The 20,926-nt window shown below is 72.5% G+C and carries 19 protein-coding genes and 1 riboswitch; of the genes, 11 read left to right on the top strand and 8 right to left on the bottom strand.

What is annotated here, in order from left to right; genetic code table 11:
* The first annotated feature begins 51 nt into the window (after nucleotides 1-51).
* The 5 genes from AB0I16_RS01680 (at nucleotide 52) to AB0I16_RS01660 (ending at nucleotide 6,656) form a co-directional block, all read left to right on the top strand.
* Nucleotides 52-861: a cytochrome c gene (locus tag AB0I16_RS01680; protein WP_363247280.1), complete on the top strand. Its 810-nt coding sequence runs from the start codon at nucleotides 52-54 to the stop codon at nucleotides 859-861.
* Nucleotides 858-1,916 (top strand): Rieske 2Fe-2S domain-containing protein, encoded by a 1,059-nt coding sequence (locus tag AB0I16_RS01675; protein ID WP_363247279.1) that lies wholly within the window; start codon nucleotides 858-860, stop codon nucleotides 1,914-1,916. The genes AB0I16_RS01680 and AB0I16_RS01675 overlap by 4 nt, the downstream gene beginning before the upstream one ends.
* Nucleotides 1,913-3,559, top strand: coding sequence for a ubiquinol-cytochrome c reductase cytochrome b subunit (locus AB0I16_RS01670; protein WP_363247277.1), 1,647 nt, complete (start codon nucleotides 1,913-1,915; stop codon nucleotides 3,557-3,559). The genes AB0I16_RS01675 and AB0I16_RS01670 overlap by 4 nt, the downstream gene beginning before the upstream one ends.
* Before the next feature lie 193 nt (nucleotides 3,560-3,752).
* Nucleotides 3,753-4,817 (top strand): anthranilate phosphoribosyltransferase, encoded by a 1,065-nt coding sequence (gene trpD, locus AB0I16_RS01665; protein WP_363247276.1) that lies wholly within the window; start codon nucleotides 3,753-3,755, stop codon nucleotides 4,815-4,817.
* An 86-nt stretch (nucleotides 4,818-4,903) separates the two neighbouring features.
* Nucleotides 4,904-5,021: riboswitch (SAM riboswitch) on the top strand.
* Nucleotides 5,022-5,240: 219 nt separating this feature from the next.
* Complete coding sequence (locus AB0I16_RS01660; protein WP_363247275.1) at nucleotides 5,241-6,656, top strand: aminotransferase class V-fold PLP-dependent enzyme; 1,416 nt, start codon at nucleotides 5,241-5,243, stop codon at nucleotides 6,654-6,656.
* On the opposite strand, the gene AB0I16_RS01655 is transcribed toward AB0I16_RS01660, so the two are convergent.
* From AB0I16_RS01655 to AB0I16_RS01625, 7 genes are all read right to left on the bottom strand, one after another.
* Nucleotides 6,605-7,816: a glycerate kinase gene (locus AB0I16_RS01655; RefSeq protein WP_363247274.1), complete on the bottom strand. Its 1,212-nt coding sequence runs from the start codon at nucleotides 7,814-7,816 to the stop codon at nucleotides 6,605-6,607. The genes AB0I16_RS01660 and AB0I16_RS01655 overlap by 52 nt on opposite strands.
* A gap of 23 nt (nucleotides 7,817-7,839) precedes the next feature.
* A complete protein-coding gene (locus AB0I16_RS01650; protein WP_363247273.1) occupies nucleotides 7,840-9,252 on the bottom strand; it encodes an SLC13 family permease in 1,413 nt (470 codons plus the stop codon).
* Between the two features lie 91 nt (nucleotides 9,253-9,343).
* Complete coding sequence (locus AB0I16_RS01645) at nucleotides 9,344-10,012, bottom strand: response regulator transcription factor (protein WP_363247272.1); 669 nt, start codon at nucleotides 10,010-10,012, stop codon at nucleotides 9,344-9,346.
* Entirely contained in the window at nucleotides 10,009-11,466 is a 1,458-nt protein-coding gene (locus AB0I16_RS01640; RefSeq protein ID WP_363247271.1) for an ATP-binding protein, read from the bottom strand. Before AB0I16_RS01640 ends, AB0I16_RS01645 begins: the two co-directional genes overlap by 4 nt.
* Nucleotides 11,453-11,779, bottom strand: a complete 327-nt coding sequence (locus tag AB0I16_RS01635) for a small secreted hydrophilic protein (RefSeq protein WP_363247270.1) — start codon at nucleotides 11,777-11,779, stop codon at nucleotides 11,453-11,455. The genes AB0I16_RS01640 and AB0I16_RS01635 overlap by 14 nt, the downstream gene beginning before the upstream one ends.
* 102 nt (nucleotides 11,780-11,881) lie before the next feature.
* On the bottom strand, nucleotides 11,882-12,163 hold the full coding sequence (locus tag AB0I16_RS01630) for an Lrp/AsnC ligand binding domain-containing protein (protein WP_055566223.1): 282 nt from the start codon (nucleotides 12,161-12,163) through the stop codon (nucleotides 11,882-11,884).
* Entirely contained in the window at nucleotides 12,160-12,891 is a 732-nt protein-coding gene (locus AB0I16_RS01625) for a rhomboid family intramembrane serine protease (RefSeq protein ID WP_363247269.1), read from the bottom strand. The genes AB0I16_RS01630 and AB0I16_RS01625 overlap by 4 nt, the downstream gene beginning before the upstream one ends.
* 156 nt (nucleotides 12,892-13,047) lie before the next feature.
* On the opposite strand from AB0I16_RS01625, the gene AB0I16_RS01620 reads away from it, so the two are divergent.
* The 5 genes from AB0I16_RS01620 (at nucleotide 13,048) to AB0I16_RS01600 (ending at nucleotide 18,476) form a co-directional block, all read left to right on the top strand.
* Complete coding sequence (locus AB0I16_RS01620; protein ID WP_363247268.1) at nucleotides 13,048-13,287, top strand: hypothetical protein; 240 nt, start codon at nucleotides 13,048-13,050, stop codon at nucleotides 13,285-13,287.
* Between the two features lie 34 nt (nucleotides 13,288-13,321).
* Nucleotides 13,322-14,671 carry an NYN domain-containing protein gene (locus AB0I16_RS01615; RefSeq protein WP_363247267.1) on the top strand — a complete coding sequence of 450 codons (1,350 nt, stop codon included), beginning with the start codon at nucleotides 13,322-13,324 and terminating at the stop codon, nucleotides 14,669-14,671.
* Nucleotides 14,672-14,940: 269 nt separating this feature from the next.
* Nucleotides 14,941-15,972, top strand: coding sequence for an NlpC/P60 family protein (locus AB0I16_RS01610; RefSeq protein WP_363247266.1), 1,032 nt, complete (start codon nucleotides 14,941-14,943; stop codon nucleotides 15,970-15,972).
* 210 nt (nucleotides 15,973-16,182) lie between these two features.
* Complete coding sequence (locus AB0I16_RS01605) at nucleotides 16,183-17,226, top strand: NlpC/P60 family protein (RefSeq protein WP_363247265.1); 1,044 nt, start codon at nucleotides 16,183-16,185, stop codon at nucleotides 17,224-17,226.
* 38 nt (nucleotides 17,227-17,264) lie between these two features.
* On the top strand, nucleotides 17,265-18,476 hold the full coding sequence (locus tag AB0I16_RS01600) for a hypothetical protein (protein WP_363247264.1): 1,212 nt from the start codon (nucleotides 17,265-17,267) through the stop codon (nucleotides 18,474-18,476).
* On the opposite strand, the gene AB0I16_RS01595 is transcribed toward AB0I16_RS01600, so the two are convergent.
* The gene (locus AB0I16_RS01595; protein WP_363247263.1) at nucleotides 18,433-19,650 is read right to left on the bottom strand and encodes a glycosyltransferase 87 family protein; all 1,218 of its coding nucleotides are present in this window, start codon (nucleotides 19,648-19,650) and stop codon (nucleotides 18,433-18,435) included. The genes AB0I16_RS01600 and AB0I16_RS01595 overlap by 44 nt on opposite strands.
* A gap of 120 nt (nucleotides 19,651-19,770) precedes the next feature.
* On the opposite strand from AB0I16_RS01595, the gene AB0I16_RS01590 reads away from it, so the two are divergent.
* On the top strand, nucleotides 19,771-20,913 hold the full coding sequence (locus AB0I16_RS01590) for a glycosyltransferase family 4 protein (protein WP_363247262.1): 1,143 nt from the start codon (nucleotides 19,771-19,773) through the stop codon (nucleotides 20,911-20,913).
* Nucleotides 20,914-20,926: the final 13 nt, after the last annotated feature.

Below are 20,926 nucleotides of genomic sequence, written 5' to 3'. Positions count from 1 at the left end.
TACCGACACTTTCCAGCATCGACGCAGAAGATCCTGACACCGGGGTAATCCGTGAAAAAGCTCTCCGCACGACGACGCCATCCGCTGGCGGCGGTCGTCGTCCTACTCCTCGCGCTGGCGGCCACCGGGGGGCTGTACGCCGCGTTCGCGCCGGCGGACAAGGCGCAGGCCGACGACACCGCCCAGTCCCTCGCCATCGACGAGGGCAAGAAGCTCTACGCCGTGGGCTGCTCCAGCTGCCACGGAACCGGCGGTCAGGGCTCCTCCGACGGTCCGAGCCTGGTCGGCGTGGGCGCCGCGGCGGTCGACTTCCAGGTCGGCACCGGGCGCATGCCGCTCCAGCAGCAGGGCGCCCAGGCACCCAAGAAGAAGGTCATCTACAACCAGGCCCAGATCGACCAGCTCGCGGCGTACATCTCGTCGCTCGGCGCCGGTCCCGCGGTCCCGACCGAGAAGCAGTACAGCCCGGACGGGGCGGACATCGCCAAGGGTGGCGAGCTGTTCCGCACGAACTGTGCCCAGTGCCACAACTTCACCGGCAAGGGTGGCGCGCTCACGCACGGCAAGTTCGCGCCGTCGCTCGAGGACGTCTCCCCGAAGCACATCTACGAGGCCATGCAGACCGGCCCGCAGAACATGCCGTCCTTCCCCGACACGACCATGCCGGAGAAGGAGAAGAAGGACATCATCGCGTACCTCGACGCGGTCAACGGCGAGAAGACCGAGAGCCCTGGCGGTCTCGAACTCGGTGGTCTGGGCCCGGTCAGTGAAGGCCTCTTCGGCTGGATCTTCGGTCTCGGTTCGCTGATCGCGGTCGCCGTGTGGGTCGCCGCTCGGACCGCAAAGGCCAAGAAGTCATGAGTAGCCAAGAGATTCCAGAAGAGAAGAACCTGCCGGCTGGGCAGGACACCGAGCACGGCTCGGTAGCCGTCGCGGACGAGAACCCGTTCGCCGACCCGGGGCTTCCGCCGCACGAGCACCGCATCCAGGACATCGACGAGCGGGCCGCGAGGCGCTCCGAGCGTGCGATCGCGTTCATGTTCACGCTGTCCATGCTGGCGACCGTCGGCTTCATCGCCTCGTTCGTGGCCATCCCCGCGGACAAGAGCATCTACGTCTGGCCGATCGGGCACATCAGCGGTCTCAACTTCGCCCTGGGCCTGACCCTGGGTGTGGCGCTGTTCTGCATCGGCGCGGGCGCGGTCCACTGGGCCCGCACCCTGATGTCCGACGTGGAGGTCGCCGACGACCGGCACCCCATCGAGGCCGAGCCCGAGGTCAGGGCCAAGGTCATGGCCGACTTCAGGGCCGGTGCCGAGGAGTCGCAGTTCGGCCGGCGCAAGCTGATCCGCAACACGATGTTCGGCGCGCTGGCCCTGGTCCCGCTCTCCGGTGTCGTCCTCCTGCGCGACCTCGGTCCGCTGCCCGAGGACAAGCTCCGGCACACCAAGTGGGCCAAGGGCAAGAAGCTCGTCAACATGAACACGCACGAGCCGCTGCGTCCCTCGGACGTGCAGGTCGGATCGCTGACGTTCGCCATGCCCGACGGCATGTCGGAGCACGACCACGACTTCCAGGTCCAGATCGCCAAGGCCGCCCTGATGATCGTCCGTATCCAGCCGGAGAACATCAAGGACAAGCGTGAGCTGGAGTGGTCGCACGAGGGCATCGTCGCCTACTCCAAGATCTGCACCCACGTGGGCTGCCCGATCTCCCTGTACGAGCAGCAGACGCACCACGTCCTCTGCCCGTGCCACCAGTCCACCTTCGACCTCTCCGACGGTGCCCGAGTCATCTTCGGCCCGGCCGGTCACGCCCTGCCGCAGCTGCGCATCGGTGTGAACGAGGAGGGCTACCTCGAGGCGCTCGGCGACTTCGAAGAGCCCGTCGGTCCTGCCTTCTGGGAGCGCGGATGAGCACCAACCCCCCGACCACTGCGAACCACTCGTCGAGCAAGAAGGCACCCGCCGGCGAGCGGGTGGCCGACTGGGCCGACGGCCGGCTGGGGATCTACTCCCTGGCCAAGGCCAACATGCGCAAGATCTTCCCGGACCACTGGTCCTTCATGCTCGGCGAGATCTGCATGTACAGCTTCATCATCATCATCCTCACGGGTGTGTACCTGACGCTGTTCTTCCACCCGTCGATGAACGAGGTGGAGTACACCGGCAGCTACGTCCCCATGCAGGGACAGCTGATGTCCGAGGCGTTCAACTCGACCATGCACATCTCCTTCGATGTGCGCGGTGGCCTGCTGATCCGGCAGATCCACCACTGGGCGGCGCTGATCTTCCTCGCCGGCATGTTCGTGCACATGATGCGCGTGTTCTTCACGGGTGCCTTCCGCAAGCCGCGTGAGGTCAACTGGCTGTTCGGCTTCCTGCTGTTCGTCCTCGGCATGTTCACCGGCTTCACCGGTTACTCGCTCCCGGACGACCTGCTCTCCGGCACCGGTGTCCGCTTCATGCAGGGCGCGATCCTGTCCGTCCCGGTCGTCGGCACGTACCTGTCGATGTTCCTGTTCGGCGGGGAGTTCCCCGGCGGCGACTTCGTGGCGCGCTTCTACTCGGTGCACATCCTGCTGCTGCCGGGCATCATGCTGGGCCTGATGGTGGCGCACCTGATCCTGGTCTTCTACCACAAGCACACGCAGTTCGCGGGCCCCGGCAAGACCAACAAGAACGTCGTCGGCATGCCGCTGCTGCCCGTCTACATGGCGAAGGCCGGAGGCTTCTTCTTCCTGGTCTTCGGTGTCATCGCGGTCATCTCGGCGATCGCCTCGATCAACCCGATCTGGGCCATCGGCCCGTACCGCCCGGACCAGGTGTCCACCGGTGCGCAGCCCGACTGGTACATGGGCTTCTCCGAGGGCCTGATCCGTGTCATGCCGGGCTGGGAGATCAACCTCTGGGGCCACACGCTCGTCCTGGGCGTGTTCATCCCGCTGATGATCGTCTTCCCGCTCATCCTGGTCGTGATCGCGGTCTACCCGTTCATCGAGGCCTGGGTCACCGGCGACAAGCGCGAGCACCACATCCTGGACCGCCCGCGCAACGCCCCGACGCGCACCGCGTTCGGCGTCGCCTGGATCACCTGGTACCTGGTCTGCCTGATCGGTGGTGGAAACGACCTCTGGGCCACGCACTTCCACCTGTCGATCAACGCGATCACCTGGTTCGTGCGCATCGCCTTCTTCGTCGCCCCGGTCGTCGCGTTCATCGTCACCAAGCGGATCTGCCTGGGTCTGCAGCGGCGCGACAGGGACAAGGTGCTGCACGGCCGCGAGTCGGGCATCATCAAGCGCCTGCCGCACGGTGAGTTCATCGAGATCCACGAGCCGCTCGGCAAGGACCAGCTGCACACGCTCACCGCGCACGAGCAGTACAAGCCGGTCGAGATCGGCCCGACGGTCGACGAGAACGGTGTCGAGCGCAAGGTGACCGGTGCGCAGAAGCTGAGGGCCAAGCTCTCCAAGGGCTACTACGGGGAGGACAGCCAGATCCCCAAGCCCACCGCCGAGGAGTACAAGGAGATCACGAGCGGCCACGGCCACCACTGATCGACTGAACCTCGACGAGCTGTAGACCACAAGGGTCGCCACGGCAAGAGCCCCGTCCATTGCATGGACGGGGCTCTTTGCCGTCCCCGCGGCTGGATAGGGTGGTCCCACCCCGATGTGCAGGGGTGACAGACTTCCCCCGGATTCCTCCGGAATCCCCCGGAATTCCCCGGACTGAACCCCAGGAGCGGCTATGAGCGCTGTGACCCCCGCAGGAGGCACCACCGCGGCGGACCGTTCCTGGCCCGACGTACTGAACGGACTGCTCGAAGGGCGCGACCAGAGCGCCGACGACACGGCCTGGGCCATGGACCGCATCATGCGCGGCGAGGCCACCGACGCGCAGATCGCGGGCTTCGTGGTGGCGCTGCGTTCCAAGGGCGAGACCGTGGAGGAGATCTCCGGTCTCGTACGCGCCATGTACGAGCACGCCAACGTGATCGAGGTGCCGGGCGAGACGGTCGACATCGTCGGCACGGGCGGCGACGGCGCCAAGACGGTGAACATCTCCACGATGTCCGCGATCGTGATCGCCGGCACCGGCGCGAAGGTCGTCAAGCACGGCAACCGCGCCGCGTCCTCGGCCAGCGGCGCGTCCGACGTCCTGGAGAAGCTGGGCGTCAACCTCCAGCTCACCCCCGAGCGGGTCGTCGAGGTCGCGGAGGAGGCGGGCATCACCTTCTGCTTCGCGGTGAAGTTCCACCCGGCGCTGCGGCACGCGGGTGCCGCGCGCAGCCAGCTCGGCATCAGGACCGTCTTCAACCTCCTCGGTCCGCTCACCAACCCGGCCAGGGTGCGCGCCCAGGCGGTCGGTGTCGCCGACGCGCGGATGGCACCCGTGGTCGCCGGCGTCTTCGCCGAGCGCGGCAACTCCTCGCTCGTCTTCCGCGGCGACGACGGCCTGGACGAGCTGACGACGACGTCGACCTCCCGCGTCTGGGTGGTGCGCGACGGAGCGGTCCGCGAGGAGGCCTTCGACCCCCGTGACGTCGGCATCGGCCTGGTGCCCGTCGAGGCGCTGCGCGGCGCCGACGCCTCGTACAACGCGGAGGTCGCCCGGCGGCTGCTCGACGGTGAGGGCGGCCCGGTGCGCGACGCGGTGCTCCTCAACTCGGCGGCGGCCCTGGTGGCCCTCGCGCAGGGCGAGGGCAGCCTGGAGGAGCAGATCCGCGCCGCGATGGCGAGGGCGGCGGAGTCGATCGACTCCGGGGCGGCGAAGCGGGCCCTGGAGCGCTGGGTGAGCGCCAGCAACCGCTGAGCGGGACCGGTGGTGTGACGCGGGGCGCGGTCCGGATTCTGGACCGCGCCTTGCGCACCGAAGGTCGTGTGGCAGGATGCTGCACAGGTCATGAGTGACAGCGACTACGGCCCCGGCCCGCTGTCCGGCAACCCTCCGTCCGTGGCGGGGTGCCCCGGGTGAAGACCAGGCCGTACGCAGCAAGGCGTATGGCAAGCGCGGACCCCTGGACATCGTCGGATGTCACAGCCCTGGGGTCCTGGTCCTCAAGGGAGCAGTCTCGTGAGCAAGCGAATGCGATAGGGCCCGTACGGCCCCTTTCCGCGACACCCTCCGCCCGGCCGAGAGCGCCGCGCGTCGAGGCAACACCCCGTGGTCGACCGGCCCTTCGCGCCGTCCCGCGGGCCCCACCGCTTCTCGTCACGTCCGCAGGGAGATACCGCCATGTCCGCACGCCCCGCCGCCGCAAGGACCGCCCCCGCCGCCGAGTCCGCCGACCCCTGCTGCGAGGCACCGCTGCCGGTGCTCGGCAGGGACGTCACCGTGCCGCTCGTGACCGGCGGCGAGGTCACGTACGCCGCCCTCGACTACGCGGCGAGCGCCCCCGCGCTCCAGCGGGTCTGGGACGACGTGGCCGCGTACGCGCCCTACTACGGCAGCGTGCACCGCGGCGCCGGATACCTCTCCCAGCTCTCCACCGACCTCTTCGAGAACTCCCGCACGACCGTCGCCGAGTTCCTCGACTGCCGCGAGGGCGACCAGGTCGTCTTCACGCGGTCCACCACCGACTCGCTGAACCTGCTCGCCGCCGCGCTGCCCGCCGGCTGCGAGGTCTTCGTCTTCGAGACCGAGCACCACGCCTCGCTCCTGCCGTGGCGCGACGCCCGCGTCACCTACCTCGACGCGCCGCGCACCCCCGACGAGGCCGTGCGGACGCTGGAGCGCGCGCTGGCCGGCCGCGAGCCTTCCCCCAGCGGCCCCGCCCTGGTCTGCGTCACCGGCGCCTCCAACGTCACCGGTGAGCTGTGGCCGGTGCGCGAACTGGCCGCCGCCGCGCACGCGCACGGCGCCAGGATCGTCCTGGACGCCGCCCAGCTCGCCCCCCACCACCCGGTCTCCGTACGGGATCTGGACGTCGACTGGGTCGCGTTCTCCGGGCACAAGCTGTACGCGCCCTTCGGCTCCGGTGTCCTCGCGGGCCGCTCCGACTGGCTGACCGCCGCCGAGCCCTACCTCGCGGGCGGCGGCGCCTCGCGGAAGGTGGCGCGACGCCCCAAGGAAGCGGGCGGCGGCGTGGACGTGGAGTGGCACGACACCGCCGCCCGCCACGAGGCCGGCTCGCCCAACGTCATCGGCGTCTACTCCATCGCCTCCGCCTGCAAGGCGCTCACCGAGGCGGGCTTCGAGTCGCTGGTGGCCCGGGAGCGGCACCTGATCGCGAAGGTGCGCGAAGGGCTCGCCGACGTGCCCGCCGTCCGGGTGCTCTCGCTCTTCGGCGACGACGCGCCGCGCGTGGGCGTCATCTCGTTCGTCGTGGACGGCTGGAACAGCTCGCACTTCGCCGCCGCGCTCTCCGCCGAGTACGGCATCGGCGTACGCGACGGCCTGTTCTGCGCCCACCCGCTGGTGCGCACCCTGCTCGGCGGCGAGGCCGACGAGCCCGGCGAGTGCGGCGCCCCCGAGGCCGCGCCCGGCGAGAAGTCGCTGAACGCGATCCGCGTGAGCTTCGGCGCGGGCACCCCCGACGAGCACGTCGAGCGTTTCGTACGGGCCGTCAGGGAGCTGGTGGCGGACGGCGCCCGGTGGAGCTACCGCACCGAGGACGGCCGCTGCGTGCCGGACACCGGCGTCGCCGCCTGACCCGTGCGGCCGCTCCTGAGGCGTGACCCGAGCACGATCATCCGCAGGGCGCGCTCGGTGGCGTCGGTCAGGAACTCGCCGCCCCTGCCGAGGGCCTCGGTGAGGGAGACCGGGGCGGGCAGGATCGCGCTGTAGGCGTCGACGCCCGACGCCCGCACCTGGTGGGCGCCCCGCCCGATCGTGCCCGCGAGGACCAGGACCGGGCGGCCCGAGCGCTTGGCGCGGCGGGCCACCTCGGCGGGGATCTTGCCGCGCGGCGTCTGGTGGTCGAGGGCGCCCTCCGCCGTGACGACCAGGTCGGCGCGGGCCAGGCGGGCGTCCAGGTCGAGCCGGCCGAGCAGCACGTCGAAGCGGGGGAGCAGCCGCGCGCCGAGGGCGGCGAGCCCCGCCCCGAGGCCGCCGGACGCGCCGGTGCCCGCGCCCTCGAAGAGGTCGGTCCCGACACGGAGGTCACGGGTGAGGACGTGTGCCCAGTGTTCGAGGGCGGCGGCGAGCTGTTCGACCTGCGCGGGTGTCGCGCCCTTCTGGGGGCCGAAGACGCGGGCGACACCGCGCTCGCCGCAGAGCACGTTGAAGGGGTTGCACGCCACCCGGATGTCGGTGTCCGCGAGGCGCGGGTCGAGTCCGCTCGCGTCGATCCGGCTCAGCCGCGCCAGCTCACGGCCGCCGCGCGGCAGTTCCCGGCCGTCGGCGTCGAGGAGGCGGGCGCCCAGGGCCTGGAGGGCACCCGCGCCGCCGTCGGAGGTGCCCGAGTCGCCGCAGCCGACGAGGATGCGGCGGGCCCCCGCGTCGAGCGCGGCGCGGATCAGCTCGCCGACGCCGTACGTGGTGGTGGCGCCGGGGTCGCGCAGATCGCGGGGGACCAGGGCGAGCCCCGCGACGGCCGCCATCTCGACGACGGCCGTGCCGTCGCCGAGGAGCGCGAAGTGCGTGCCGATGCGCTGGCCCACGGGGCCGGTGGCGGGCAGCGCGACGAGCCGGCCGCCGTCCGCGGAGGCGAGGGCGCGGGCGGTGCCCTCGCCGCCGTCCACGAGCGGGATCAGGTCGGTCTCGGCGTGCGGGACGACACGGCGTACGCCGGCGGCGATGGCCTCGGCCGCGGCGCCCGCGGACAGGGACTCCTTGAAGCCGCTGGGAGCGATGGCGAAACGGTTCAGCATGGGATCTCCTGTGCGGGCGTGGTTCATCGGACGGGGACGCCGAGCAGCGGCCAGAGCGTGACGGCGAAGAGCAGGACGAGCGCGGCGGTCAGCGGGGCCAGGACCGCGGAGAGGCGCAGCAGGTCGCGGGGGGTGTAGGTGGGGGTGCCCGGGATGTCGGCGAAGAGGGTGACCGGCTTGGCGGAGGCGGGCAGCGTGTGGCAGAACCCCGCGGCCGCCGTCGAGGCCAGGGCCGCGGCGACCGGATTGACGCCCGCGCCGGCCGCCGCCGCGACGACCAGCGGGACCAGGACGGACGAACGGGCCGAGCGGGACTGCAGGACCAGGTGCGCGGCCGTGCTCAGGCAGACCACCACGGTCAGGAACAGCCACGGGGGCACATCCAGGGGGAGGCCGCCGACCAGCCACTTCGCCGCTCCCGAGTCGGCCAGCGCGACACCCATCGCCATCGTCGCCGCCATGAAGAGCAGCAGCGCCCAGGGCACCGTCCTCAGGGCGTCCTTCAGGCGTACGGTGCCGAGGGCGGGGGAGGCGGCCACGACGGCGCCGATCAGCGCGACGACGGCGGGCGGCACCCGGTGCAGGGGTTCGCTGCACCAGAGCGCGACGACCGTGGCGAGCAGCAGGGCGCAGCGCGTCTCCGCGGGCTCCCAGGGGCCGGAGACCGGCCGCTCGCTGTGGGCCTGGAGCTGTTCGACGGTAATGTGCACCGGGCCCCTCCGGTCCGCGCGCCGCGTGGTCGTGAGCAGCACGGCCTCGGCGGCCAGATGGGACGAGGCGACCGCGAGGGGCAGGCCGAGCAGCAGCCACTGGGTGAAGCCGACGCGGTCACCGGTGGCCTCCCAGAGCACCGACACGGTGATCAGGTGGGCGCCCGCGCCGATCAGCGTCGCGACCGCGGAGAGCAGGATGACGGTGGGGAAGAGCAGCGCGAGCATCACGACCAGGCGCCTGCGGTCGGCGAGGACCTTGGCCAGGGCGAGGAAGACGGGCAGCGCGAGCGCGGCGCGCCCCGAGGTGGCGGGCACCGCGAAGGCCGTCACGACCAGCGCGGCGGTCGTCAGGTGCGTCAGCTGCCGTACGCTGCGCGCCCCGCTGACCAGGAAGGCCGCCGCCCGCCCCGCGAGCCCGCTGCGCGCCACGGCGGCGGCGAGCACGAAGGCGCAGATCAGCAGCCACACCGTCTCGTCCCCGAGGGTGCCGAAGAGGGTGTCGCTGCTGATCACGCCGGTCGCGGTCAGGGCGAGCCCCGCGCCGAGCGCGATGTAGGTGTCGTCGATCGGCGTGCCGATCCAGGCACAGGTCGCGAGGGCGAAGACGGCGAGGGTGATGCGGGCGTCGATGCCGAGCCCCGGGAAGTTGCCGGGGACCACGAGCAGCGCGCAGACGCTGAGCGCGACGCACAGCGTGACGGCATGGCGGGGAGTCAGGGTCACGGTGTCCAGCGTGGTGCGGCGCCGTGAGCCCGCAATGAGCCGTGCATGAAGGAAATTTCACCGGCCGGGCGGCGTGACCGCCCACAGGCTCTCAGTCCGCGTCCGGCAGGCGGTACCCCATCCCGCGCACCGTCTCCACCCGCTCCGCGCCCAGCTTCTTGCGCAGGGCGCGCACGTACACGTCCACGATGTTGGAACCGGGGTCGAAGTCGTACCCCCACACGTGGGAGAGGATCTGCTCGCGCGAGAGCACCTGCCCCGGATGGCGCAGGAACAGTTCGAGCAGCACGAACTCACGGGCCGTCAGATCCACCGTCCGCTCGTCCGAACGGGCCCTGCGCGTGCGCAGGTCCAGGGTCAGCCCGCCGCTGCGCAGCACCGTCACCTCCGGCGCCCACGCCGCCGTACGCAGCCGCAGCCGCACCCGGGCGAGCAGCTCCTCGAAGCGGAACGGCTTGGTCATCCAGTCGTCGGCGCCGCCTTCGAGGCCCGCGACGGTGTCCCGTACCGAGTCGCGGGCGGTCAGCACGATGACGGGCGTGGTCACCCGGGCCTCGCGCAGCTGCCGCAGGACCGTGAAACCGTCCTTGCCCGGCAGCCCGATGTCCAGGACCACCAGGTCGAAGCCGCCGGTCAGGGCGTAGTCGTAGGCGCTCTCGCCGTCGCCGACCACCGTGGTGGTGAAGCCGTTGGCGCGCAGCCCCTTCTCGACGAAGGAGGCGATGCGCTCCTCGTCCTCGACGATCAGTACGCGGTTCACGGGCGTGCCGCCCCTTCCTGCTGTGGCCGTACGAGGAGGAACGTGGCGCCGCCGCCGTCCGTGGGGCGCAGTTCGACGCGCCCGCCGTGGCCCTCGGCGATGGCCTTGACGATGGCGAGGCCGAGCCCCGCCCCGGTGGAGCGTGAGCCGCGCCGCGCGGTGCCGCGGCGGAACCGCTCGAAGATCACCGCCGCGTCCTGCGGCTGCACCCCGGGGCCGCTGTCCGCGACGTACAGCTCGATGTTCCCTTCGCGCAGCCGCGAGCCGATGCCGACGCGCTGTCCGGGGACGGTGTGCTGGACGGCGTTCTGGGCGAGCTGGACCATGGCCTGGGTGATGCGCTGGGCGTCGAGCAGGGCCTCGGTGTCGGCGACCTCGGCGAGGTACCAGTCGCGCTCGCCGAGCGCCCTCGCCTTGACGAAGACGTCCGCGGTCAGCTCGGCGAGCTGGACGGGCCCCGGGGTGACGAAGTCGGGCCGCTCGGCCTTGGCGAGCAGCAGCAGGTCCTCCACCATGCGGCTCATCCGGTCGAGCTCCTCGGTGACGATGCGGACCGTCTCCTCGCGCTCGGCGGCGTTCTCGGTGGCGGTGTCCATCAGCTCCAGGTGGCCGCGGACGATGGTGATGGGGGTGCGCAGCTCGTGGCCCGCGTCGTCGACGAACTCCCGCTGGGCGGCGAAGGCCCGCTCCAGGCGGTCCAGCATGCCGTTGAAGGTCTCGGCGAGGGCCGCCACGTCGTCGTGGCCCTGCACCGGGATGCGCCGGGTCAGGTCCTGCTCGGTGAGCTGCGCGGCGGTGGCCCGCACCAGCCTGACCGGTCTGAGGATGCGCCCGGCGACCACCCAGCCGATGCCCGTCGTCATCAGGAGCGCCACCCCGGAGATGGCGAGGAGCATGGTGAAGACGCTGTTGGCCTTGGCCCGTTCCCCCGCCGGGTGGAAGGCGACCACGAAGGCCGCCTCCGGGTGCGCGGGCCCCGCCTCGACCACCGCCTTCGCCCAGCGGACCTCGCCGCCCGGCCCCTCCAGCGTGCCGGTGGCGTCGCGGGAGTCGAAGACGGCCTTGAGCGCGGCGGGGTCGTCGGCGAGCGGGTGGTCGATCCGCTTCTCCCTTGACTGCTCCTTCTTGGCGGGGCCCCGGCCCTCGCGGCCGATCAGGCCGAGCAGTTCCTCGTCGGGGTCGGCGTACTGCCGGGACAGGAACAGCCGCAGCAGCGGATCGGGGTCGGTGAACCGCTCGCCGGTGTGCGGGTCGACCCCCTCCTTCACGAAGTTGGTGAACTCCCCGGTCTCCTGCGCCAGGAGCCGGCCGACGCGGTGGTCGACGTCGCGCAGCAGGACCGAGCGCGTGGTGGCGGCCACCGCGGTCAGCGCGACGGCCATCACCACGAGCAGCCACAGCAGGATGCGGACCCGGGCGGATATCCGGCGGCGCGGCGGCTCAGCCGTCGTCACCGGGTCCGTCGTCGCCGTCGTCGTCCCTGTCGCCTCGGCCCGCGTCGTCGTCCGCGTCGTCGTCGTTGTCATCGCCCGGAGATCTGTCGTCGCCCGGGGCGTTCCCGCGGACCGGCGGCGGGGACACCGTCTCGTCGCTCGGGGTGGGCCGGACGGTGGTGGGTGTGGCGGTGGGGGAGTCGCTCGGCAGCTCGACCTTGGGCGGAGCCTTGGGGGGAGCGGGGCTGTCCGTCAGCAGGTAGCTGGTCGCGGCGATGCCGAGCGGTATCGCCACGACGGCTGCCAGGGCCGCCATGCGGTGGGAGAAGACCATGCCGGCCATGCTGGACGACGCGCCCCCGCGTCCGGATGAGCCGCGGATGAGGAAACCTTCATGAACGGCCCCGAGGACGGGCCCGGGGCCCCGACGGCAGCCCTAGGAGTCGAGGCCGATCGCGAACGCCGCCTCCAGGTCGTGCTGGGAGTACGTGCGGAACGCCACGTGCGTGTCCGTCCCCTCGACGCCCGGGATCTTGCTGATCCGGCCGGGGATGACGTCCGCGAGGTCGTCGTGGCGCGGCACCCGCACCATCGCGATCAGGTCGTAGGTCCCGGTGACGGAGAAGACCTCGCTGACGGAGTCGAGCGCGGCGATCGACTCGGCGATCTCCGGAATCCGGTCCACGCTGGTCTTGATGAGCACGATCGCGGTGATCACGGCTGGCTGTCTCCCTCGATGGCCGGTGCGGTGCCTTTCACCTTAGCCCTCCGCGCGCGCCACACCCACGCGGAGAGGAACCCCAGCGAGAAGCCCACCAGGTGCGCGAGGTACGCCACTCCCGTCCCCTGGCCGTCCCGCCCCGCCGCCAGCCACTGCAGGGCCACCCAGAACGGCAGCACCAGCCAGGCGGGGAAGCGCAGCGGCAGGAAGAAGAGGAACGGGTAGATGCTGGTGACGCGGGCCCTGGGGAAGAGGTGCAGGAAGGCGCCGAGGACGGCGGAGATCGCCCCGGAGGCCCCGACGAGCGTCTGCTGGGAGTCCGCGTGCGCCGCCGCGTAGGCCAGCAGCGCCAGATAGCCGCAGCCGACGTAGAAGAGCGCGTACGTGAGATGCCCCATGCGCTCCTCCACCATCGCCCCGAAGACGAAGAGGAAGAGCATGTTGCCGAGCAGATGAATCCAGCTCCCGTGCACGAACAGAGCCGTGAACGGGCCGAGCGCTGCGCTCGGCACGCCGCCGAACAGCTCGGTGGGCACCACTCCCCACCGCTCGAAGTAGGCCTGCTGCGCGCCGAGCAGTTCGTCGCCGCGGCCGTAGGCGGGGTTCAGCCCCGAGACCGGGGAGATCAGGAAGACCAGGCAGCAGACGGCGATCAGTCCGTACGTCACCGGGGCGGCCCGGCCGCCGGACAGCCGGCTCGCCCGTGTACTCCATGCGTCGATCATGAACAGAGCATGACGTAACGGGCGCTACCCGCACAGACCGCCATGCCGGGGCGGACGCCGCCGCATGGCGCCCCTTACAGGCCTTAAGGTTGCGGGCAATACGCACCGCGGAAACCCGGACGAGTGCCACGCCACCGAGGAAAGCGATCAGCCACGATGACGGTTCCCCTGCCGACCGCCGCCACCCGATGGCGCTGCAAGCTGTGCGGCAATCTCACGCGTTTCGACGTGACCCGCAGCTCGAAGGTCGTCGAGTATGTGCATCTCGACCTCGCGGGGGAGCCGAACGTGGAGGAACGCGAGGTGGTCAGTGAGACCATCGAGTCGGTCCGCTGCCGCTGGTGCAACGCGGTGGATCAAGTGGAACTGGTGGACAGGCCGGGCACCGACTCCTGAGGGAGCGGGGCCCGCACGGCAAGTGGGGTGACGGATGGTGGAGAGCGCGGGCGGGGAGCCGGACGACGGCACCGCTGAGGTGCTCGACCGTCCGCTGCCGGACGGCGTGCGCCGACGCGTCGTCCGACTCGTCTCCGACGCCTTCGGCGGCCTGACCCTGGCCGAGCTGCCCGCCCAGCTCAGGCAGTACGCCCGCTTCACGCCGACCCGGCGCGCGAAGTTCGCGGGCAACGCCATGGCGGCAGCCCTGGAGAGCGACACCCTGTTCCGCCAGCGCATCGGCGAACGGCTCAGGGAGTCCCAGGCCGAGCTGACGGGCGCCCTGGACGCGGGCACCCCGCCGCCGGCCGCCGACCCCCTGGACGTGGCGGCGGCGGCCTACGTGCTGCGCCCCGCGGGCTGGGTGAAGCTGGTGACCGCCGCGGGCGAGGAGGCCCAGCGGGCCGACGCCGAGCGCGCGGACGACGAGACCAGGGCCGAGCTTGAGCGGCTCCGCGAGGAGCTGGCCGCCGCCCGCGGCCAGACCAAGGCCGAGACCGAGCGGCTGCGCGCCGAGCTCGACGCGGCGCGCAGGGAGGCCGAGTCCCTGCACCGCAAGCTGCGCGGGGCGCTCAGCGACGTCAAGCGCGGCGAGGCCGCGCTGCGCAAGGCCGCCGCTCGGACGGAGGCCGTCCGCGCCGAGGGCCAGGCCCAGGTGTCCGCCGCCGAGAGCGAGACCCGGCGGCTCAAGGCGAGGCTCGGCGAGACCGAGGCCGCCCTTGAGGCCAGCCGCAGGGCGGCGCGCGAGGGGCGCAGCGTCGAGGACATGCGGGTGCGGCTGCTGCTGGACACGGTCCTCGACGCGGCCCAGGGGCTCCGCCGCGAACTGGCCCTGCCGCCCGTCTCCGTGCGCCCCGCGGAGACCGTGGACGCCGTCGAGCCGGGCCGGATGTCGCCCAAGGACATCGCCGCCCGCGCCCTCTCCGAGAGCGACCCGGCGATCCTCGACCAGCTCCTCGCGCTGCCGCAGGCGCACCTGGTCGTCGACGGCTACAACGTCACCAAGACCGGCTATCCGACCATGCCGCTGGAGAAGCAGCGGCTGCGCCTCCTCGGCTCGCTCTCGCAGCTCGCCCTGCAGTCGGGCGCCGAGGTCACCTGCGTCTTCGACGGGGCGGAACTGGCCGCTCCCGTGCTGCTCGCGCCGCCGCGCGGGGTCAGGGTGCTCTTCTCCAAGCCGGGTGTGACCGCCGACGAGCTGATCCGCCAGCTCGTGCGCGCGGAGCCGCCCGGCAGGCCCGTGGTCGTCGTCTCGACCGACCGCGAGGTGGCCGACGGGATCGCCAAGGCCGGTGCGCGGCCGGTGGCTTCGGCGGTGCTCCTGAAGCGGCTTTCGCGGGGCTAAAGGGGCTTCCCGCAACTCCTGGGCCCTATGCCCGAATTGACGGCTCGTGGGCGCGACGTAGCGTCAGAAGATCATCACGGGCTGTGCGGCATCGGTAAAATATGCGCCCCGCAAGCGATTTTCTGCCCCGGTAATTTGAACTGATCACAAGAAGGTCACTAGGGTCTCGCCTCGAACCCTCGCTTAGTTGATCACCCATACGGGGTGGCGGCGATGGTGCCCGCCCACCGGGTCTCGGTAGGCGGCTGGAGGAAGAAGGAGCCGCCCGCGTGGCGTCCCACCGTCGTCCCAAGCAGCCGAGCCGCACCCGCGTGACCGTGCTCACCGCGACCGCCGCCGCTGCCGTGGCCCTCACCTCGCAGGGCGCCGCCCAGGCCGCACCGAAGCCGAGCAAGGACGAGGTCAAGTCCAAGGTCGACAAGCTCTACGAGGACGCGGGGCGGGCCACCGACAAGTACAACGGGGCCAAGGAGAAGCAGGAGAAGCTGGAGAAGCAGATCGACGCTCTCCAGGACAAGGTCGCCGACGGCCAGGAGGAGCTCAACGAGCTGCGCGACGGCCTCGGTTCGATGGCCAGCGCGCAGTACCGCTCCGGTGGCATCGACCCCTCCCTTCAGCTCTTCCTCTCCTCCGACCCGGACGACTACCTCGACAAGGCGTCCACCCTCGACCAGCTCAGCAGCCAGCAGGTCGACTCGCTCAAGAAGATCCAGAAGAAGCAGCGGGACCTCGCGCAGAAGCGCAAGGAGGCCGCGGGCAAGCTCGACGACCTCGCGGACACCCGCGAGGAGCTGGGCAAGAAGAAGCAGGAAGTCCAGGGCAAGCTCGGCGAGGCGCAGAAGCTCCTCAACACGCTGACCGCCAAGGAGAAGGCGGACCTGGCCGAGAAGGAGCAGAAGCGCGCGAGCCGCGCCGCCGACCAGCGCGCCGACCTCGGCGACGAGGCCCCCGCGTCCGGCCGCGGCGCCGCCGCCCTGAACGCCGCCGCCACGCAGCTCGGCAAGCCGTACGTCTCCGGCGGCACCGGCCCCAACTCCTACGACTGCTCCGGGCTCACCCAGTGGGCGTTCGCGCAGGCCGGTGTCTCCATCACGCGGACCACCTACACCCAGCAGAACGACGGCACGAGGATCGGCCGCGGCGAGCTGAAGCCCGGCGACCTGGTCTTCTTCAACAACCTCGCGCACGTCGGCTTCTACGCGGGCAACGGCCAGGTCCTGCACGCCCCGAAGCCGGGCGCCAACGTCCGCTACGAGTCGATGTCCTACCTCGGCACCTTCCAGTTCGGCGTCCGCGTCTGAACCACGGAGCCCGCCGGTACCGCCCGAACGGGCGAATTCCGGCACCTTCCGCTGACCCCGCGCCCCGCTGATGACCTGCGTCTGAAGCGGGGCGCGGGCGTTCGCGCACCCATCCGGGGCGTTGGTCCCGCGCCGGCCGCACGGCTACTGTCGGCGCGCATTCCCCCGCCAGAGCCGGGGGTCCTCCAGCGGAAGGGAGAGCGGCGCCCAGTGGGGTCCCACCGTCGTCCCGCACAGCCCGGCACCGACCGGAGCACGCGCGTCACCGTCCTCTCGGCGGCAGCGGCCACCGCCGCAGCCGCCCTGGCCGCCGCACCCGCGGGCGCGGCCCCCCAGGCAAGGCCCGACCGGCCCGACAGGCCCGCCGACACCCGGGCCGCGGTCGACCGGCTCTACGAGGAGGCCGAGCGGGCCACCGAGGCGTACAACGAAGCCGACGAGCGCACGGACGAGCTGCGCGCCCAGGCGAAGCGGGCCAAGGACAGCGTCGCCCGCGGCCAGGAGCGGATCAACGGCATGCGCGGCGAACTCGGCGCGCTGGCCCAGGCGCAGTACCGCGAGGGCGGCATCGCCCCCGCACTGCTGCTCATGCTCTCCTCCGACCCGGACGGCTACCTCGACCGGGCCGCCGTCCTCGACCGCGTCACCGTCCGGCAGGCCGGTGAACTCACCGACCTCCAGAAGGCCCAGCGCGGCCTCGCCCGCGAGCGCGCCGAGGCCGGGCGCAAGCTGGCAGAGCTGGAGAAGAGCCGCGCCACCGTCGCCCGCCACAAGCGCGCCGTCGAGCACAAGCTCGCCACGGCGAGACGGCTGCTCGACTCGCTCACCGGCAAGGAGCGCCGGGCCTACGACAGGGCCTCGCGCGGCGGCGGGCGCGGGGACCTCCCCGAGCCCGCGGGGACCGTGTCCTCGCGCGCCGCGGCGGCCCTCGCCGCCGCCAGGTCCGCGGTCGGCCGCCCGTACGTGTGGGGGGCCAACGGGCCCTCCGGCTTCGACTGCTCGGGCCTCACGCAGTGGTCGTACGCCCAGGCCGGGGTCGGACTGCCGCGCACCTCGCAGGCGCAGCGGTACGCCGGACGGCAGGTCTCCCTCTCCGATGTGCGGCCCGGTGACCTCGTCGCCTACCGCGACGACGCGAGCCACATCGGGATGTACGCCGGCGACGGCCAGGTGGTGCACGCCCCCTACCCCGGAGCGCCCGTCCGCTACGACCCGGTCGGCATGATGCCGGTCTCCTCCGTGACCCGTATCTGACCGCCCACCCGCCGGACCGGCCCCGTACGATCGGGAAGGTGGCTGGTCACAGGCGTGGGTCGGGAGCGGTGGCGCTGTGCGTCGCGCTCTGCCTCGCCCTGCTCGCCGGATGCGGCGGCGACCCGGTCCCCGACTCCGCCGCGGGCGAGGTGCGCAGGCTCCTGGAGCGCCGGGCACACGCCGTCCTGGAACGGGACGCGAAGGCGTACGAGCGCACCGAGCGGAGCACGGCGGGCGGGCGCGCCCCCACCGACCTCTTCGCCCACGTCCGCGACGTGCCGCTCGACGCGTGGGAGTACCGCCTGACCGGCCTCGACCGCTCGGGCGCGAGGGCCACCGCGCGTGCCGAACTCAGCTACCGCGTCAAGGGCTACGACCGCGCCCCGCGCACCGCGGAGCGCACGCTCGCCCTGGAGCGGCACGGCGGGCGGTGGTACGTCACGTCGGAGCGGCCCGCGCGGAAGGCGGGCCAGCAGCTCTGGGACCAGGGCCCGGTGCGGGCCGAGCGGGGCAGGCACAGCCTCGTGCTCGGGGTCGGGCAGAGCGCGGCGGACCGGCGCGCCTACCGCGACCTCGCCGAGCGGGCGGTGCCCGCGGTGGACGCGGCGTGGCGGGGGAAGTGGCCGGGCAAGGTCGTCGTCCTCGTACCGCGCACGCTGGACGGCATGGCGGGCCTCCTGGGGGCGCCCGCCGCCGGGTACCGGGGGATCGCGGCGGTCACCACCGGCGAGGCGGGCGGCTCGGGGCGGGCCCCCGCCGACCGCGTCATCGTCAACCCCGAGGCGTACGGCGTCCTCGGCGACTTCGGCAAGCAGGTCGTCATGACCCACGAGACGGTCCACGTGGCGACCCGCTCCCGCACCTCGCGGGCCACCCCGCTCTGGCTCTCCGAGGGCTTCGCGGACTGGGTGGCCTACCGCGGCACGGGACGCACGGCGGAGCGGGCCGCGCCCGAACTGCGGCGCGCGGTCCGGGGCGGACGGCTGCCCGCCCGGCTGCCCGACGACGCGGACTTCGGCTTCGGCGGCCGTGCCGAACGGCTCGCCGCGGCCTACGAGGGCGCGTGGCTGGCCTGCCGGATGATCGCGGAGCAGTGGGGCGAGCGGGAACTGGGCGCGTTCTACCGGGCGGTGGGCGGCCATGACGACCGGGCCGGGGCGGTCGAGGACGCGCTGCGGGACGTGCTGGACACCACTCCCGGGGAGTTCACGGCGCGCTGGCGCACGTATCTCCGCTCCGAGCTGGGCTGACCGTGTTCCGCACCGGCTCGCCGGCGCACCGGCGCCACAGGTTCCGGCAGGCGAGCAGGGCCGCCGCGACCAGCAGGCCGTTGCGTACGAGGAGCAGGGCCACGCCCAGCGGATCACCGGCCACCACGTGCGAGAACCAGACGGGGAACTCCAGGAACGTCACGAACGTGGCGACGAGGACGAGCCGGACGGGGAGCTCCATGCCGCTCGTGCGGAACGCCAGGCAGACGGCGCCGGCGCCGACCAGCCAGAGCATGTACTGCGGGCTGATCACCCGGCTCGTGGCGGTGAACAGCAGCACGGCCACGAAGGCCGCGTCCGCGAGCGTGTCCGCCGACCGGGCGTGGGACCGCAGGCGCCAGAGCAGGAGCCAGCCGAGCGCGGCCAGGGTCAGCGCCTGCGCCGCCGTGCTGACCAGCGGGACGTAGGGGCCGAGGAACTCCACCGAGCCGTAGTTGAGCCGGACCTCGCCCCGCCAGCCGAGGTGGCGCCCCACGTGGAAGGCGAGGGCGCCGAGCGACTCCACCTCCGTGCCCCGGTCGCGCTGGAACGTCAGGAACGCGAGCGCCCCCGGCATCGCCACCACGGCGACCAGCGTGACGCCGAGGACCGTGACCGCGGCCGCCGTCCACGACCGCAGGGTGGCCCGCCCGCGCGGGGTGCCCACGAGCAGCAGCAGGGGCCAGACCTTCAGGAGCGCGCCGAGCCCCGCGAGCGCTCCCAGGGCGCGCGGGCGCCGGGCCCCGGCGAGCAGCGCGGCGACCGCGACGGCGGTCACGAGGATGTCGTAGCGGGCGTACGCGGTCGGCCCGAGCAGCGGCACTCCCGCCGTCCACACCACGAGGCCGCGCGGTGACCTGCCGGGCCGCCGCGCCGCGTACCAAAGGAGCGCGAGGACGGCGGCGTCGGCGAGGAGGGCCAGGGCGAAGAAGGCCGGGGCGTAGCCGAGGAAGGGCAGCAGGGCGGGGGAGAGGACCGCGAGGGCGGCGCCGGGCGGGTACTGCCAGGTGACGTCGTCGAGGGGGAAGGTGCCGGTGCGCAGGATCTCGTACCAGCCCTGGTAGATGACCGAGACGTCACTGGTCACGTCGGGCCCGGGGGCGGTGACCACATGGAAGACGCAGAGCAGCAGCACGGCCCTGGTGAGGACCCAGAAGACCATGATGCGCGCCATGCGTGCGCCCCGTCCCTTTTGACTGTTTTGCATATCTATCCGCCGGGGTCATGATGCCGGGTGGGCCGGGGGGAGGGCGAAGAGGCGGGGCCGTGCGCCCCTTCGGTACTGTCGACCGCGATGCACAAGACCCTGATCGTCACGAACGACTTCCCGCCCAGGCCCGGTGGCATCCAGGCGTTCCTGCACAACATGGCGCTGCGCCTGGACCCCGAGCGGATCGTCGTCTACGCCTCCACGTGGAAGCGCGGCCGCGAGGGCGCGGAGGCCACCGCCGCCTTCGACGCCGAACAGCCCTTCCAGGTCGTACGCGACCCCACGACGATGCTGCTCCCGACCCCGCGGGTCACCCGGCGCGCGGTCTCGCTGCTCCGGGAACACGGGTGCACGTCGGTGTGGTTCGGGGCGGCGGCGCCGCTGGGGCTCATGGGCTTTGCGCTGCGCAAGGCGGGCGCCACGCGGCTGGTCGCCACCACGCACGGCCACGAGGCGGGCTGGGCGCAGCTTCCCGCCTCGCGGCAACTGCTGCGGCGGATCGGCGAGTCGACGGACACGGTCACCTATCTCGGCGAGTACACCCGGTCCCGCGTCGCCGCCGCGCTGACGCCCGCCGCGGCGGGGCGGATGGTGCAACTGCCGCCCGGCGTCGACGAGAAGACCTTCCACCCCGGTTCGGGCGGCGACGAGGTGCGGGCCAGGCTCGGCCTGACCGACCGCCCCGTGGTCGTCTGCGTCTCCCGGCTGGTGCCGCGCAAGGGCCAGGACACCCTGATCTCCGCCATGCCCTCGATCCTGAGGCGGTCGCCGGACGCCGTCCTGCTGATCGTCGGGGGCGGCCCCTACGAGGCGGACCTCCGCAAGCTCGCGGCCGACACGGGGGTCGCCGGCTCCGTCCGCTTCACCGGGGCGGTCCCGTGGTCGGAACTCCCCGCGCACTACGGCGCGGGCGACGTCTTCGCCATGCCGTGCAGGACGCGGCGCGGGGGCCTGGACGTGGAGGGCCTGGGGATCGTCTACCTGGAGGCTTCGGCCACGGGTCTGCCGGTGGTCGCCGGCGACTCCGGCGGCGCCCCCGATGCCGTCCTCGACGGGGAGACGGGCTGGGTCGTCCGGGGCGGCGCCCCCGAGGAGGCGGCGGACCGCATCTCCACGCTCCTGGCCGACCCCGAACTCCGCTCCCGCATGGGCTCGCGGGGGCGCGCCTGGGTGGAGGAACGCTGGCGCTGGGACCTCCTGGCGGAGAGGCTGCGGGACCTTCTGTAACGTCTGCCGGCCG

It is taken from the genome of Streptomyces sp. NPDC050703 (genome assembly GCF_040654435.1).
Lineage (GTDB): Bacteria > Actinomycetota > Actinomycetes > Streptomycetales > Streptomycetaceae > Streptomyces.
Note: the sequence above shows the minus strand (reverse complement) of the source record. Positions and strands in the feature narration are given on the sequence as shown.